This window comes from Wenyingzhuangia marina (assembly GCF_900130035.1).
Taxonomy (GTDB): Bacteria; Bacteroidota; Bacteroidia; order Flavobacteriales; family Flavobacteriaceae; genus Wenyingzhuangia; species Wenyingzhuangia marina.
This window is the reverse complement of sequence record NZ_FQXQ01000003.1, coordinates 281,189-297,288: the sequence shown is the minus strand read 5'-3', so window position 1 is coordinate 297,288 and position 16,100 is coordinate 281,189. Positions and strand designations below refer to the sequence as shown.

The window sequence follows — 16,100 nt, the reverse complement described above, 5'->3', positions numbered from 1 at the left end:
ATGTTTCATAATAAAGACCTAAAATTTGTTAGCTACGGCGAAGTATTGTTTGATGTTTTTAAAACTGCTAAAAAAATTGGTGGAGCCCCTTTAAATTTAGCCTTAAGAATTAAATCTTTTGGTTTTCCTGTAACTATGATTAGTGCTGTGGGTAATGATAAGGATGGAAGTACTCTTGTCGACTATATTAATAATCATGGAATAGACACTTCGGGAATTATTATAAAAAACAACTATGACACTGGAGTTGTTACAGTAGAACTTAGTAAGAGTGGTTCTGCTACCTATACTATTGAGCATCCATCAGCATGGGATAAAATAGAAATTAACCAAAGTCTAAAAAATATTGTTTCCTCTTCTGATGTTTTCTTGTATGGAAGTTTGGCTTGTCGTGATGAAGTTTCCAGAACAACGCTTTACAACTTGTTAAAAAACAATAAATCTTATAAAGTATTTGATGTAAACTTAAGAGCTTCACATTACAAAATAGATACTTTAAAAAACTTAATGAGTCATGCTGATTTTATTAAGTTTAATGATGAAGAATTGTTAGAAATTTCTGCAGAACTAGGTTCAACCTCAAAATCTATTGAAGAAAATATTCACTTCATTTCTCAATACACAAATACTGATTCTATTTGTGTTACAAAAGGGAAACATGGAGCAGTATTGTTATGGAAAGGTATTTTGTATTATAATGCTGGTTTTTTAATAAAAGTAATTGATACAGTAGGTGCTGGAGATTCTTTTTTAGCTTCGTTGATAACACAATTACTAAGTAATGGAAATCCACAAAAAGCAATTGATTTTGCTTGTGCCATAGGTTCTATTGTAGCAGGACACGAAGGGGCCAACCCAGAAATCAAAGAAGAAGATATTTATCACTTTTTAAACCCTCAAAAACAATAAAACAATTGTTAAGTTTTAATATTAAAAGGCATCTAAAAATAAACTTAGATGCTTTTTTTATGTTTAAACACCTAATCATTAGAACTTTTTCTGCGTTTTAAAATAATATGTTTCATCTGCTACTTTATTAAATCTGTCATTTGTAATCTTTTTATTGCTCTCTTAATTATGTAACCATTTACTCTTAGTACCAACATATAAAATATACTGTAACTATACCATAAGTACTAGTTACATAATCATAATTAAAAAAATAAAATTCGATTTAAGTCACCGTTGAAACCTATATAAAACAAGGAGTCTTTACATCTCTTTGAACTACTTATCAAATCCTTATTAGTTTGAAACAAACACAAAACAATCATCATTTATTTGTCAATAATTTAGAATATAACACAAACTATTATTAATAAACTTTAAATTATTCTAAAATGAAAACAATTACTTTAAAATTAATTGCTGTCTCTTTTTTATTACAATGCTACAATTTAAAAGCACAATCTAAGAGCATCGCTTTTTTAGGACAAGCTCCTACTTATAATGATAATATTCCTGCAGCTGCTGATGGATTCACTTATGATGACGATAGAGCTGCCGCTGTATGGTTTATGGATGTTTTTATTCCGTCTCAAGCAGATATTAGTGGAACATATTTTTCATTTCAAGATGTAGCTGAAGGTGCTGACATCAGTAGTTATGATGCTATTTGGATACAAAGTGATGGTGCAACTTATCCTGAACGTTTAAATGAATGGCCTAGGGGAACTACTGAAGGAGATGGTGTAACAAGACATTGTGTAATTAAAGAAACTGGTTTTGAATGGAATGGTGGTGATGCTGCATGTATTGCTTTAGAAGATGCTTTTATTAGTAGTATTCGTTCTTTTTATGAAGCTGGAGGAAATATCTTTTTAGGAAACTATGCAGGAAAAGCTTTAGAGGTTATTGGAACTTTTGATGGTTTAACTAATCCATGGGAATATAGACCAAACCAAACTTTTGGAGATGTTACAGTTAATGCTGCAAATACCGCAGATGCTTGGGGTGCTAATTGGAGTGGTGATTCTTCTAGTTCATATATTTCAGATATTACAACTACTGTTGCTACCTGTTCTTTTTCTACACTATCGATTGAGTTTTTATCAGCTGACACTGAAAAGAAAAACCGTGCTTGTCAATACAATTTAGATTTTGGAAGAATTTATGATGATATTGGTGGAACAATTGCTGATCGTAGAACTGAATTTGAAAGTACTTTAAATGCAGAAATATTACTAGACAATTGTGATGGAAACGAAATCCAAGGAGCTCAGTTCAATCCAAGAACAGGAGGACACGGAACTATTGTTTGGTATGGGTCTGGTGTTTATGATTGGTATGCTCCTGGAACAGGAAATAACAATAATGTTAAATTACTAACTGAAAACACCTTGAAGAGTTTGGTTGATACAGGTGTTACTTTATCATCAAACAACATTTACAATTCTGATGAAATATCTGTCTACCCAAATCCTGTTGTGAACGATTTAAACATCAATTATACAGGGAAAGTTGAAGCTGATGTATACGATTTAAGTGGAAGAGCAATTATAACAACCACATCTAAAAAAATAAACTTTAGCAACTATGCAAATGGTATTTATATTCTTAAAGTGACTGACACTGATTCTAAGAAAACTTATTTTTCTAAAATAATAAAATAAGATACCCTCTTAATATTTTTAATTAGATTAAACGATACATCAATTATTAGATGTATCGTTTTTTATTAAACATTAAATTGAGGTTACCTTTTATCCCTACAATTCTTATCAAAAGCCACTAGATTAAAAAGTTGTCGCATTCTAGAACGAACTCTAGAACCGTAACGTTCATCAATTTCTTCTGCATTGAGGTTTGTAGTAGCAAAGGTTAATTTTTTGTTTTGGATGAATAAATCATACCTGGAGAGTAATATTTCTCCCATGACATTACAATCTTGTCCAAAGTGTTTTCCATCGGGTTCAACACCTAAATCATCAAAACAAAATGAAAATCCAGAACCGTATTTCTCAATAACCTCAAAACCTTTGCTATTGAATTGAAAGGTTAAGAATCTGCTAGGAATGACTTCATAGTTAATTACATTTGGAGAAATATGTTTTAATAATTTCATCCAACTTGTTTTTCCACAACCTACGGGACCAGAAAGTAAAATTCCTTTGTGGGGATCTAAACCGTATTTTTCACAGTTTTTATAATCTCTGATAAAATACAAGCAAAGCTTGTAAAGTAAAAACATATCATCTTCGTAGATTTTAAAGTTTTTTCCAAAGGTTAATCTTCCTTTGTAGTTGAGGTAGCCTACGATTTTATCGAAATCGTAGTGAATGATGTTGTTTTCTATGGTTCCTAATTCGAATAGGGTTTCTTTTTCGTGTATGATGTGTGGGTGCATAGAGTTCTTTTTAAAATTTTTAAAGTTTTATTTCTCTACGTTCATTTTGTCTTGACACAAAACGAACCAAAAAGTCAAGACTTCAAGAACATTTCTAAAATGCTATTCTCATTTTCTAAAGAAAAAGAACTCACCCGAGTACTCGGGCTCAAACAGCTTTTTCTTTTACGAAAATTTCAAATCCATTTTTACGAAATAACCTTGTATGTCATTTTTACAAAATTTTGTTGTCTTTTGATTAAAAATTTAGATTACTTAAATCGGACGGAACTTTTATTTTTTGTTTTCTGAAACGAGTTCAGAACTCCGAAAAATAGTTCATAACGGTTGGCTATAATCTTTGTCATTTTCAACTTTTAAATAATCAGAATTTTGATTTTCCTGTTTATAATGTTTATTACGTTTTATATGTTTATTATGTTTATAATAAGATACCAGTGCTTGTCCCACAGGTTGTTCCACTACCTGTCCCACATCTTGTCCCAGTACTTGTCCATTACTAGTCCAAAAATTGTACATGTTGACTTCGCTACTTTTAAATGGATTTTGTGAAGGTTTGTATTTTATGAATTTCCATTTATTTAGATCACGAATACATTTGTGGTAAGTTGTTTTTGAACCTATTTTAGCCATAATCATGACTTCATTTCTGTTTACATAAAAAGGAGTTTGAAACCTATTCACATTCCATAATTGAAACAAAGCCATGTAGAGACTAATGTGAGTTGGATTAAAGCGTTGGTCATCAATTATTTTATCATAAAAAACTTTTAAGTGTTTTATGTAATTGACTTCTGACATAATCTCAATGATTGACTTTATTCTTGTCCATGACTTTCTGAATTTCTTCAGCTTCATAATAGATAATCCCGCCTATTTTGGTGTAGGGTAACGTTCCGTTGATGCGTAATGTTTGAAGTGTTCCTGGACTCACTTGAAGTAGTTCCATAACTTCGTTAGACTTTAAATACTTCTTGGTTTTAGTAGAAGCGTGAGATTTAAATATTTTTTTAAACTCTTCTAACATTTCTAATTTAAAATCTCTTAAATCATCTGTAGTAATAATTTCTTTTGGCATAATTTGCAATTTTAATGGTTCACTAATAGTTTGATTTGACTTTCATTTTTCAAAATTGCAAAGCTTTGATGGATTTTATTCGGTAGTTTTTGGAACTTACTATAAATTTATTTTAAAACAAAAAACCTCAACGTTTATAAGGGTTGAGGTTTTTGTCTAATGCAGATTTTAAAAAAAAAAAGGTGAAAACGTAAGTTCCAAAAACTTACGTTTTTTAAATATTATCCAATTCAAGCTTTTTAACTAGATTTAATGCCAACTGGTCTAAAAATTTCGTTTGATTAGAAGTTCTGTTTTTAATATCAGAATACGTTTTGTAATAACTACCTAATTCAATATTAAATAATTTTCCAAAGGCTTGAGTAATTTCTTTTATAGGCGTATCTCCACTATTAATTACACCTGAAATTTTTAAAGCATATATAAGCTCAACTAAGTCTGTTTTTGAAGCTGTCCAAGTGAAGTTATTTGTCATAAGGTTATTTGATAATGTATCATAACAACCCGCTTCAAGATTCGACAAGCAATGAAGCTCTTGTTTAAAATAATTTGAAAGTAAATGATAAGTAACAACCTCACTTGCTAATAAATCATGAGAGGTGGTAAATTCAGGATCTATATCTGGATAATCTGTTTGTGAAAACAAAGCCAATTGCTCATTTCCTCTAATAAAGTACTTATCATCCAAAGCTGTTTGGCCTTGTTTTATATACCTATAAAAATTGATGTTTTTCTTTTTTTTAGATTCTAACCTCCTAAGCTCTCTGTGGATGTATTTCTTTTGTTTTTCTACGGAAACAAATGGCTTTTCAGTTTTATAAGCCATTTGTAATTTTAAAAATTTAATCTCTCCACAAATACTAGGCTTGATGTTTTTAAAAAAGTTTATTTCTTCTTGAGTGTTTTTAAATGATAAAGTCCTAACGTAAACTCTTATTTGATGCAAGTGTTTCTTAGCTTCTTTGAGTTTTAATTTTAGTTCATCTTCTTTTTTAAGATGTTTACTTTCAATTTTCTTAATCGTGTTTTCATAATTTTTAACTAAATCTAAAATCCTTTTCATAGTATCTAAATTTTTAAAGACTATGAATTTATTTTATTAATCAAATAAATAATATCCTGCCTGAGAAATCACGCAGTTAAAAATGATTAAAATTTATGTAAAACACTCAAATTGAGTGTTATGAAACTTTGTTTTTTCGTGCCAAATGTGAGTTTTCTGAGAATTTATTTCTAAGAATACTCATGTCTTCACTCACTTTTTTGTCTATAATTTTTGCGTAAATCTGTGTTGTGGTAAGCTTGGTGTGTCCTAACATTTTAGATACGGTTTCAATAGGAATACCATTAGATAAAGTAACTGTAGTAGCAAAGGTATGTCTAGCCATGTGAAAGGTTAAATTTTTAGTAATGCCACAACAATCTGCAATCTCTTTTAAGTAGCTATTTACCTTTTGATTAGAGATGGTTGGAAAGATTTTATTGAAATCAATTTTTCGGTAGTTTTCGGTAGATGATTTTATCAACTTTTCAGCAGGTTCTAACAAAGGTACTTTTACAGAAATTCCTGTTTTTTGTCTTTTGGTGATAATCCAATTATTACCATCAATTCCTTTTGCAATATTATCTGGAGATAAATTTCTGATATCGATATAAGATAAACCTGTATAGCAACTAAATAAAAACAGGTCTTTTACCAAACGAAGTCGTTCTATTTTTGAATGATAGTTTTGAATTTTATTCAATTCGTTTTCCGTTAAATATTCTCTTTGTTTCTTTTCGATAGTAGGAGAGAATCTAATAAAAGGGTCTTTGTTAATCCATTCCAATTCAACCGCCATCTTTATCATTTTACGAAGTCTTTGAATGTGTTTCATGACTGTATTATTCTGAATTTTTAACTGACCGTTTGTAGGTTGGTAGCTTCTTAGATAAGTTTCAAAGCCTAAAAGAAATTGATAGTCTAATTCTTTTAGGTAAATATTCGATGTATTTAACTTTTCATTAATATAGGACCATAAATACTTTTGAGATGTTTTGTAACTACGTAAAGTGTCCTTATGAATTTTTTTCTCCACAAATTGATTGTGATAAGTAATCAAATCTTGTAAAGATTTGTGTTTTTGGTCAGTACCTAGATACCTTGCTTTTACTAATTGTGCTGTAATTAGTTTTTCTTCGTATTCTAGTTCCTGGTATGCTTTTGCAATTTTAGACTCTTCCTCTTTTAAATATTGGTTTATAATTCTCGCTTCATTTGAATTTCCTTTGAATTTAGACTTAGAATTATCCCATGAATCAATTTTAACTTTCTTGTTTAAACTAATGTTGGCTCGTTTAGAATTGATAGTAATTCTAAAATAAATAGTTGCAAAACCAGGTTCTACTTTTTGAGTATATAACCAGGTAAGTAATGAATAAGTGTTTGATGATACCATAGTAATCGTCTTTTGTGGTTAAACATTGGACGAAAGTCAAATCAAACTAATAGTATCTTTTCGAGGTAAAGAGGTTAGTAATTTTAAGTTCTATATTTGTACTAACCGAATTACTGACCTAATATATGAAATATTTTGGTTTTCATTCAAATCAACACAAATAAAAAAACCTTATAAACATAGTGTTTATAAGGTTTTGGAAGAGATTGACTTTTCTCTTGCGGTCTGGACGGGACTCGAACCCGCGACCCCCTGCGTGACAGGCAGGTATTCTAACCAGCTGAACTACCAGACCGTTGCTGTTAGCGGTGGCAAATATACAACTAAATCACAGTTGCACAAAGGGTTTTTAAGCTTTTTTTAATGTTTTTTTTATTAAAAATGATAGTTTACTTAAAACCAGAATTTTAGATATAAAAAAAGATTACCAGTAGGTAATCTTTTTTTATATCTAAATGTAGAAAGATTAAATAGCTGCATCAATTTTAGCTGCATAAGTCGCTTTTGGAGCTACTCCTACTTGCTTATCTACTACTTCTCCTCCTTTAAAAACTAATACAGTAGGAATGTTACGGACTCCATATTTTGCAGCAAATTCTTGGTTTGCATCTACATCTACTTTCCCTATAACAGCTTTTCCTTCATATTCTTCAGTTAATTCATCAATAATAGGAGCTACCATTCTACATGGTCCACACCAAGCTGCCCAAAAGTCCACCAATACTGGCTTGTCTGATTGCAATACTACTTCTTCAAACGTTGCATCTGTAATTTCTAATGCCATAATTTATTTTTTTAAGTTTTACTTTATTCTTTTATTCTAACAAAAATATACAATTATTCAACTAATCAAAGTTTTATATAATCGCTTTTGCTTATAGGTCTATCAATCGTTTTTATACTTACAAATTTTATTCCTCTGCCATGTTCGGACTTAACCATCTTTCAGCCTCAGCATTGCTTAACCCACGTCTGTTCGCAAAATCATGTACTTGTTCTTTGGTAATTTTACCCAATCCAAAGTAACGAGCATCTTTATGCGCAAAATAATGACCAGAAACAGATGCTGTTGGGAACATCGCTAAACTATCGGTTAATTCTACCCCAATATTTTCTTTAACGCTTAAAAGCTCCCATAATTGTGTTTTTTCGGTATGATCTGGACAAGATGGATAGCCTGGAGCAGGACGAATTCCTTGATAAGACTCCTTTATCAATTCTTCATTAGATAAATCTTCTCCTTTGGCATATCCCCAATCTTGTTTACGAATCTTATCGTGTAAGTATTCAGCAAATGCCTCGGCAAATCTATCTGCCAATGCTTTTACCATAATACTGTTATAATCATCTAAATTTTGCTTGTACTCTTCTGCCTTTTCTTCTACTCCAAAACCTGCTGTTACACAAAAAGCTCCAATATAATCTTCTATACCAGTTTCTTTAGGAGCTACATAATCTGACAAAGCAATATGTGGTTTACCTGCTGCTTTTTTAGATTGCTGACGTAACGTCAACATAGTTTGTATAGTCTCTACTCTAGAATTATCTGTATAGATTTCTATATCATCAGAATTTACGGTATTGGCTGGAAATAAACCATAAACAGCCTTCGCTACAAACCATTTTTCCTTAACTATTTTATCAAGCATTTCTTTTGCATCTTTGTACAAATCTTTCGATTGCTCTCCTACAATTTCATCTTCTAAAATAGCAGGAAATTTACCGTGTAATTCCCATGATTGGAAAAAGGGTGTCCAATCAAAAAACGGAAGTAATTCTTCTAATGGTAAATCATTTATTACTTGTACACCGGTTTTGTTAGGAGTATAAACTGTATCAGTATTAAACTCTAATTTATAGTTGTTTGCTCTAGCTTCTGCTAAAGGTAAATATACTTTTTTACGACCTCTACTTAAAAATCCTTCACGAACTTTATCATATTCAGCATAGGTTTTGTCTTTAAAAGCTTGTGAAATCTTTTTGTCCTCACCAATCAAAGTACTAGTAACAGGTACAGAACGAGAAGCATCTAAAACATGTACAACTCCACCATCATATTCTGGTGCAATCTTTACAGCAGTATGTGCTTTTGATGTTGTAGCCCCACCAATTAACAAAGGAATGGTAAAATTCAATCGTTTCATTTCTTTGGCAATATGCACCATTTCATCTAGGGATGGAGTAATCAATCCACTCAACCCAATCACATCAACTTTTTCATCAATGGCAGCTTGTAATATTTTTTCAGGAGCCACCATTACACCTAGATCAACTATTTGATAGTTGTTACAGGCCAATACTACTCCTACAATATTTTTACCAATATCGTGCACATCTCCTTTTACGGTTGCCAACAATACTTTTCCTTGTGGCGGACTATTTTCATCTTTTGCTGCCTCGATAAATGGCATTAAGTGAGCTACGGCTCTTTTCATGACACGAGCTGATTTCACAACCTGTGGTAAGAACATTTTCCCTTCACCAAACAAGTCTCCTACCACTCCCATTCCAATCATTAAATGACCTTCAATCACTTCTAAAGGTTTGGCTACTTGCAAACGAGCTTCTTCTACATCCTCCACAATAAATTGATCAATACCTTTTACCAATCCGTGGGTGATTCTTTCTTGTAAAGGCAAGTCTCTCCAAGCTAATTTTTGAGCTTCAGATTTTACTTCTCCTTTAAAACTTTCTGCAAAATCTAACAAACGTTCTGTGGCATCATCACGTCTGTCCAAAATTACATCTTCTACATATTCTAATAAATCTTTTGGAATGTCATCATATACTTCTAACATGGCTGGATTTACAATCCCCATGTTCATTCCTTTTTTAATAGCATGATATAAGAAGACAGAGTGCATTGCTTCTCTAACAGGATTATTTCCTCTAAAAGAAAAAGACACATTACTCACACCACCACTAACACTAACATTTGGTAAATTGGTACGAACCCAATGTGTTGCTTCTATAAAATCAATCGCATTTCTTCTGTGTTCCTCCATTCCTGTAGCTACAGGAAATATATTTAAATCGAAAATAATATCTTCTGATGGAAATCCACATTCATCTACCATAATGCGATAAGAACGTTCTGCTATTTCACATCTACGTTGATAATTATCTGCTTGTCCAACTTCATCAAAAGCCATGACAATAACAGCAGCTCCATACATTTTTAATTTACGAACATGTTCTTTAAAAACTTCTTCACCTTCTTTTAAAGAAATAGAGTTTACTACACATTTTCCTTGAACCACTTGTAAACCAGCTTCAATGATATCCCATTTAGAAGAGTCAATCATAATTGGAACACGGGCAATATCAGGTTCGGCCATGATTAAATTAAGAAAACGAACCATAGATTCTTTTCCATCAATTAAACCATCATCCATGTTAATATCAATGATTTGAGCACCACCTTCTACTTGATGTAAGGCAACAGATAAAGCTTCATCAAATTTTTCTTCTTTGATTAACCTTAAGAACATTTTAGAACCAGCTACATTTGTTCTTTCTCCAACATTAATAAAATTCATATCAGGACCTAAAACCAAAGGTTCTAATCCTGATAACTTCATGTATTTTGTTTGTTTTATTTTGCTCATTCCTCTCGCTTCGTAGTGAGTACTAAGTACAAAGTACATAGAAACTCATTATGTATTACTAACTACTTATTTCTCTTTACTTTGTACTTAATTGCTCCGCAATTAGTCTTGGTTTTGCCAATGCTGCAATATCTGCAATAGCTTTAATATGAGCTGGTGTGGTTCCACAACAACCTCCAATAATATTGATTAAATCCTTATCAAAATATCCTTGAATTTGAGCAGCCATTTGTGATGGACTTTCATCATATTCACCAAAAGCATTTGGCAATCCAGCATTTGGATGCGCAGATACTCCATATTGAGTATTACTTGCAATAGCTTCCAAGTGAGGTACCAATGCATCAGCTCCCAGTGCACAATTTAATCCTACACTTAGTAACGGAATGTGAGAAACTGAGATTAAAAAGGCTTCTGCTGTTTGCCCTGATAAAGTTCTTCCGGAGGCATCTGTAATTGTACCACTTAACATAATAGGCACATCAATTCCTCTTTCTTCTTTTACTTCTTCAATAGCAAATAAAGCAGCTTTAGCGTTTAAAGTATCAAAAACAGTTTCAACCAATAACACATCAACACCACCATCTAACAGAGCTTCTGTTTGTTGCTTGTAGGCAATGCGTAACTCGTCAAAAGTTACTGCTCTATATCCTGGATCATTTACATCTGGAGACATGCTTAATGTTCTGTTGGTAGGCCCTATAGATCCTGCTACAAAACGTGGTTTATGTGGCTCTTTAGCTGTAAATTCATCTGCTACTTCTTTGGCTATCTTAGCAGACTCATAATTTAATTGATAAACATAATTTTCCATTTCATAGTCAGCCATGGCAATGGTTGTACTAGAAAATGTATTGGTTTCTGCGATATCTGCTCCAGCTTCAAAGTATTTTGCATGAATTTCTTTGATAGCATTGGGCTGTGTAATAGATAACATATCATTATTACCTTTTACAGAAACATGCCAATCCTTAAATTGTTCACCTCTATAATCTTCTTCTGTAAATTTATATTGTTGAATCATGGTACCCATAGCACCATCTAACACTAAAATTCTTTTCTTAAGTTCTTCTCTAATATTTGCCATAAATTTTGTTTGGCTATTGGGTCGTAAATACAAAAATATCTTACCCTTATTTCCAATTTGCAAATATAAGGTTTATAGCTTTAACAAAAGAAAGCTTTAAAGGTTTATGTTAAAGGGAAGTTTTAGATAAAAACTTGCTTATATATTAAAATAAGAAATCACATTATCTAAACACTTAAATTATGTGCTTAGATAATGTGATTTAAAGAGGTAGTTATATTATAGAATTACAAACAATCCTACATATCCACTAAAGATGAAAGGAGTTTTGTCATTGTATAAATCAATTAAATCTCCTCTCACTCTGTAATTAGAAGTTAAATTCACTCCGAAATTCTTACTTACTAAGTACCTTAACTCAGCGTTTAACGATACAGTAAAAGCATCTGATCTTTTTGCAAGATCTCTTCTAATGTACCCTGCATCTAATCCAATTAAACCAATCATATTGCTTAACACTGATGAAACTTTAGCTAATTCCATTTTGTGATTATACAATACTCCAGCGCTAGTGTAATCCATCGCTTTAAATCTTTCATAATACAATCCTAATTCATTTTTAGGATTACCTATAGAGGCTTTAATTAAAAAATCTAATGCTCCGTTTTGACTATCACTATAAGGTCCATTAACCAACATAGTTGGGTCTAAAGAAACTTGGATAATTCCTTTTTTTTGGGCAAAAACTTGTAATGAGGCAACAATCATTACAAACAACAACAACGAACGTATCTTCATAGCATTAAAGATTTGTTCATCACTCCATCAATGAAATAATTTTATTTTATTTTTTACAATTCATTTCTATTATTTTAATGTGAAACAATGAGGTTAATTAATAGGTTATTTTAAGTCTACCTTAAGATAGTAAAAAATACCTTATTAAAAAAATACTTTTTAATAAACGAGCTTTATAATGATTAAAGCATTGAAAAACAAAACATTAAAAATTAATCTATATCTTTTTAAAAAAAACAGAAACATATTTTTTTTGCATATAAATATATGTTTACTAAAAATAAGCGAAAATTTATACTAACAAATGAGATGTAAATAAATTAATTGATAGAAAGAAGTATAAAAGAGTACTTAAAAATGCAGAATTATTCAATAACAGCATCTTGTATAAGTTGTTGAATATTGGTTCTAATGTCTTTTTTACCTAGTAGATTATTATCCATGGTTGGGTAAGTTCGATTAGATAGAAATATATAAATAAGATTAGTCTCTGGGTCAGCCCATGCAAAAGTTCCAGTAAACCCACTGTGCCCAAAACTTTTAGAAGAAACACAATTACAAGTATTAAGAACTTTTGAATCAAAAGAAGGTTTGTCTAAAATTAATGCTCTTCTATTGTCTCTATTTCTAAAATAAGACTTGTTAAAATTGTTAAAGGTGTTAGATTTAAAATATTTATGATCTCCATAAACTCCTTTATTTAAATACAATTGCATCATTTTAGCAACATTATTTGCATTACCAAAAAGCCCAGCATTTCCTGTAACACCTCCAAACATTGCAGCAGCCATGTCGTGAACATTTCCTTGTAGCCTCTGGTATCTATAATAATGATCTTCTTCAGATGGAACAATACTATCTTTTTTATATTTATTGAGTGGTGTATATAATAGTTTGTCAGCTCCTAAAGAATTGGTGAAGTTTTCAGCCAACAGTACATCCATAGGTTTATGATAATGATTTTCTAATATTTTTTTAAACAACAAAAAAGGCAAACCACTATACATATAATCTCTTTTTTTTCTAAGAGGTGTTATTTTTATAGTTTCATAAATGCTATCTATATATTCATCTTTCATAAATATATTTTCAGCCACTTTAACATTATAACCATTCCCTTTTGTAGGTTGATACCATTTTGACATAGGCTTATTAGATACACTATCTAATGTTTTTAAATAATAAGGAATCCAAGCTTTTAAACCAGATTGATGCGCAAACATATCAATCACTAATAAATCCCCCAATGGACTATCTTTATACATGGGTAACAAATCTCCTAAAGTATCATCTAAATGATAAACACCATCCTCAAAAGCTTTTAGATACAAAGGAAAAGCTCCCAATATTTTTGTCAACGAAGCTAAATCATACATGGAGTTGTTGTTTACTTTTTGCTGTTTATCATACGTGTAATATCCATATGATTTTTCAAAAACTACTTTATTATCCTTAGCAACTAGCACCTGTAGGCCTGGAGACATTTTTCCTGAAATTACAATATTTGCTATAGAATCTATTTTAGATAATTTAGCAGTATTCATACCAACTTCATCTGGAGTTCCATATTGTAATCTATTGATAGATTTTGTAACAATTCCACTACCTACAACATGTTCTTTAGCAACCGAAACAGGTAATTTTCCTAAAAAAGGTAAAGCTCCAAAAATTTGCTGTGCAGCTACAGATTGAAAAACAGGATTGTTTTGATAAGCAACAATAACATTTGAAATATTTTTAAATCCATTCAACTTAAGTAGTGCATATGGACTTGCAAACACTGTTAATATTACTTTTTTAGTTTTGGATATTGCATTAATCAAACTTATTTCAGCATTAGAAATTTCAAAGGATTTCCAAGGATTCGCATCAGACTTATGAACACCTATAATAACTGTATTATATTTAACTAACTTATTCTTAAAGTTCCCTTGATCAACACCTTTAACAATATTAATATTTTTATACTTATTAAGAATTTCCACAAATTCACTACTACTTTCATCTCCTAAAGAAATAGAAGCAATACTTAAAGTATCTAATCTTTTTAAAGGTAGAAAGTCATGATTGTTATTTACCAAAGTAATAGCATTTTCTGCTACTTTTTTAAATAATAAATCATCTTCTACTGTGTGAATTCTTTGCTGAATGTTGGTTGTTTTTAACAACTCTAATTCATTTAAACCTGCCCAATATTTTGCTTGTAATACTTTTACAACAGAACTGTCTAATCTTTTTTCTGATATCAAACTATCGGTAATTGCTTTGTGAATGGTTGCAATTCCTTTTTCAACATCAACGGGAATTAGTAACATATCATTTCCAGCCTTAAAAGCTTCTAATGCTACTTGGTCAGCAGTTGTATAACTTGCTACACCATTCATATTTAAAGCATCTGTAAACACCAATCCTTTAAATCCAATTTTATTTTTTAGTAAATCAGTAATTACTTTTTTAGAAATAGAAGTAGGTCTGCCTTTTTCAGTTTTTAAAGCTGGTACGTCTAAATGAGCAACCATAACACTTGCCAAATTAGATTGTGCTAATTGCTTATATGGATACATTTCAATACTATCCAGCCTGTTAATATCAAAATTTACTACTGGTAAAGTTTTGTGAGAATCTGAAGCGGTATCTCCATGTCCAGGAAAATGTTTTGCATTTGCCAACACACCAACACTTTGCATTCCGTTAATAAATGCAATTGATTTTTGAGTAACATTCTCCCTATCTTCTCCAAAAGATCTATTTCCGATGATTGGGTTTTTAGGATTGGTATTGATATCTACCACAGGAGCAAAATTAATATGCACCCCAACTTCTTTACAATGTTTTCCTATTTGTTTTCCTACTTGATAAATTAACGAATCATTTTGCACAGCTCCCAAAGTCATGTTCCAAGGATAAGCAAAAGATGGTTTTATACGCATAGACAACCCCCATTCGCCATCAAACCCCACCAACAAAGGAACTTTACTTTTAGATTGATAATCGTTATACAAGTTGATCTGTTTTTCTGGACTTCCTTGCATAAATATCATTCCACCAATATGATGCTTTTCTATTAAATTGATAATTTCTTGCTTATGGTTATCATTTTTATTAGAATAGGCTTGTACCATAAATAGTTGACCTATTTTTTCATCTAAAGTCATTTTAGACAATAAGCTATCTACCCAAACTTTTTGAGCCAAACTATCTTTTGATATTAAAGGTTTTGCAATAGTATTTTTAGTTTCATTTAAGTTTTGACCAAACAGAGCAAAATTTAATGAAACGAATAATAAAAAAGTATATTTCATATGAGAGAGGGGGAATCTAGTTAAAAAAACGAGCATGCCAACTTTCTGCTGCTGGCACCTCCCACAAAGTAGCAACTCCTTTTTTAGAATTAACCATGTTGTTAAAAACAACTGTGTCTGATTTTACCGTTCCCGCTTTTGCCAGTTGTGTGAAATTAGCCATAGGAGTTATTTTAATTTCATCACCTTCTTTATAAGCAATAGCCAGTTTATTTAGCATGTCTACTTGAAATTGCACCTGTATTTGTTGTACTAATTTCACAGAAGCATCAATTGAGCAACCTGAAACTTCTACAAAATTTTGATCTACAGCGATGATTAAAAACTGATCGTATAGCATTGTAAAACTCCCTCGAACATTTTCTCCATGTCTTGTCCATTGCTCCACAAAATCAGTGGTCATTTCACTTATTTTTTCTTTTTCTTGCTCGTTAAACTTTCGGTTAGATTGATAAATCCACACACGAGCAGTATCGGGTAAAGTATTGTAGGGTACGTACATA

At 31.2% G+C, this 16,100-nt stretch carries 13 protein-coding genes and 1 tRNA gene; 2 read left to right on the top strand and 12 right to left on the bottom strand.

The annotated features are described in order from the left end of the window. Together BUB70_RS08275 and BUB70_RS08270 are read left to right on the top strand one after the other, a co-directional pair. The gene (locus tag BUB70_RS08275; RefSeq protein ID WP_073120436.1) at positions 1 to 909 is read left to right on the top strand and encodes a carbohydrate kinase family protein; all 909 of its coding nucleotides are present in this window, start codon (positions 1 to 3) and stop codon (positions 907 to 909) included. 431 nt (positions 910 to 1,340) lie between these two features. Next, positions 1,341 to 2,612 (top strand): DUF4960 domain-containing protein, encoded by a 1,272-nt coding sequence (locus BUB70_RS08270; RefSeq protein WP_073120435.1) that lies wholly within the window; start codon positions 1,341 to 1,343, stop codon positions 2,610 to 2,612. 83 nt (positions 2,613 to 2,695) lie between these two features. On the opposite strand, the gene BUB70_RS08265 is transcribed toward BUB70_RS08270, so the two are convergent. From BUB70_RS08265 to BUB70_RS08210, 12 genes are all read right to left on the bottom strand, one after another. Continuing rightward, positions 2,696 to 3,346 carry a P-loop NTPase family protein gene (locus BUB70_RS08265; protein WP_073120432.1) on the bottom strand — a complete coding sequence of 217 codons (651 nt, stop codon included), beginning with the start codon at positions 3,344 to 3,346 and terminating at the stop codon, positions 2,696 to 2,698. Positions 3,347 to 3,664: 318 nt separating this feature from the next. Then, positions 3,665 to 4,147, bottom strand: coding sequence for a hypothetical protein (locus BUB70_RS08260; protein WP_073117782.1), 483 nt, complete (start codon positions 4,145 to 4,147; stop codon positions 3,665 to 3,667). 4 nt (positions 4,148 to 4,151) lie between these two features. Then, entirely contained in the window at positions 4,152 to 4,424 is a 273-nt protein-coding gene (locus tag BUB70_RS08255; protein WP_073120430.1) for a helix-turn-helix domain-containing protein, read from the bottom strand. Between the two features lie 214 nt (positions 4,425 to 4,638). Then, on the bottom strand, positions 4,639 to 5,487 hold the full coding sequence (locus BUB70_RS08250; RefSeq protein ID WP_073120427.1) for an RteC domain-containing protein: 849 nt from the start codon (positions 5,485 to 5,487) through the stop codon (positions 4,639 to 4,641). A 118-nt stretch (positions 5,488 to 5,605) separates the two neighbouring features. Beyond that, entirely contained in the window at positions 5,606 to 6,862 is a 1,257-nt protein-coding gene (locus BUB70_RS08245; RefSeq protein WP_073120425.1) for a site-specific integrase, read from the bottom strand. A 221-nt stretch (positions 6,863 to 7,083) separates the two neighbouring features. Then, a tRNA-Asp gene (locus BUB70_RS08240) sits at positions 7,084 to 7,157 on the bottom strand. A 171-nt stretch (positions 7,158 to 7,328) separates the two neighbouring features. Continuing rightward, complete coding sequence (gene trxA / locus BUB70_RS08235) at positions 7,329 to 7,646, bottom strand: thioredoxin (RefSeq protein ID WP_073120423.1); 318 nt, start codon at positions 7,644 to 7,646, stop codon at positions 7,329 to 7,331. A 127-nt stretch (positions 7,647 to 7,773) separates the two neighbouring features. Next, a complete protein-coding gene (metH, locus tag BUB70_RS08230) occupies positions 7,774 to 10,509 on the bottom strand; it encodes a methionine synthase (RefSeq protein WP_229742977.1) in 2,736 nt (911 codons plus the stop codon). A 37-nt stretch (positions 10,510 to 10,546) separates the two neighbouring features. Beyond that, on the bottom strand, positions 10,547 to 11,557 hold the full coding sequence (locus BUB70_RS08225; RefSeq protein ID WP_073120418.1) for a homocysteine S-methyltransferase family protein: 1,011 nt from the start codon (positions 11,555 to 11,557) through the stop codon (positions 10,547 to 10,549). 219 nt (positions 11,558 to 11,776) lie between these two features. Beyond that, entirely contained in the window at positions 11,777 to 12,295 is a 519-nt protein-coding gene (locus BUB70_RS08220) for a hypothetical protein (protein ID WP_143155269.1), read from the bottom strand. A gap of 365 nt (positions 12,296 to 12,660) precedes the next feature. Next, positions 12,661 to 15,597, bottom strand: coding sequence for a serine hydrolase domain-containing protein (locus BUB70_RS08215; RefSeq protein ID WP_073120414.1), 2,937 nt, complete (start codon positions 15,595 to 15,597; stop codon positions 12,661 to 12,663). Positions 15,598 to 15,613: 16 nt separating this feature from the next. Further along, positions 15,614 to 16,099: an ABC transporter ATPase gene (locus BUB70_RS08210; RefSeq protein ID WP_073120412.1), complete on the bottom strand. Its 486-nt coding sequence runs from the start codon at positions 16,097 to 16,099 to the stop codon at positions 15,614 to 15,616. Between the last annotated feature and the right edge of the window lies 1 nt (position 16,100).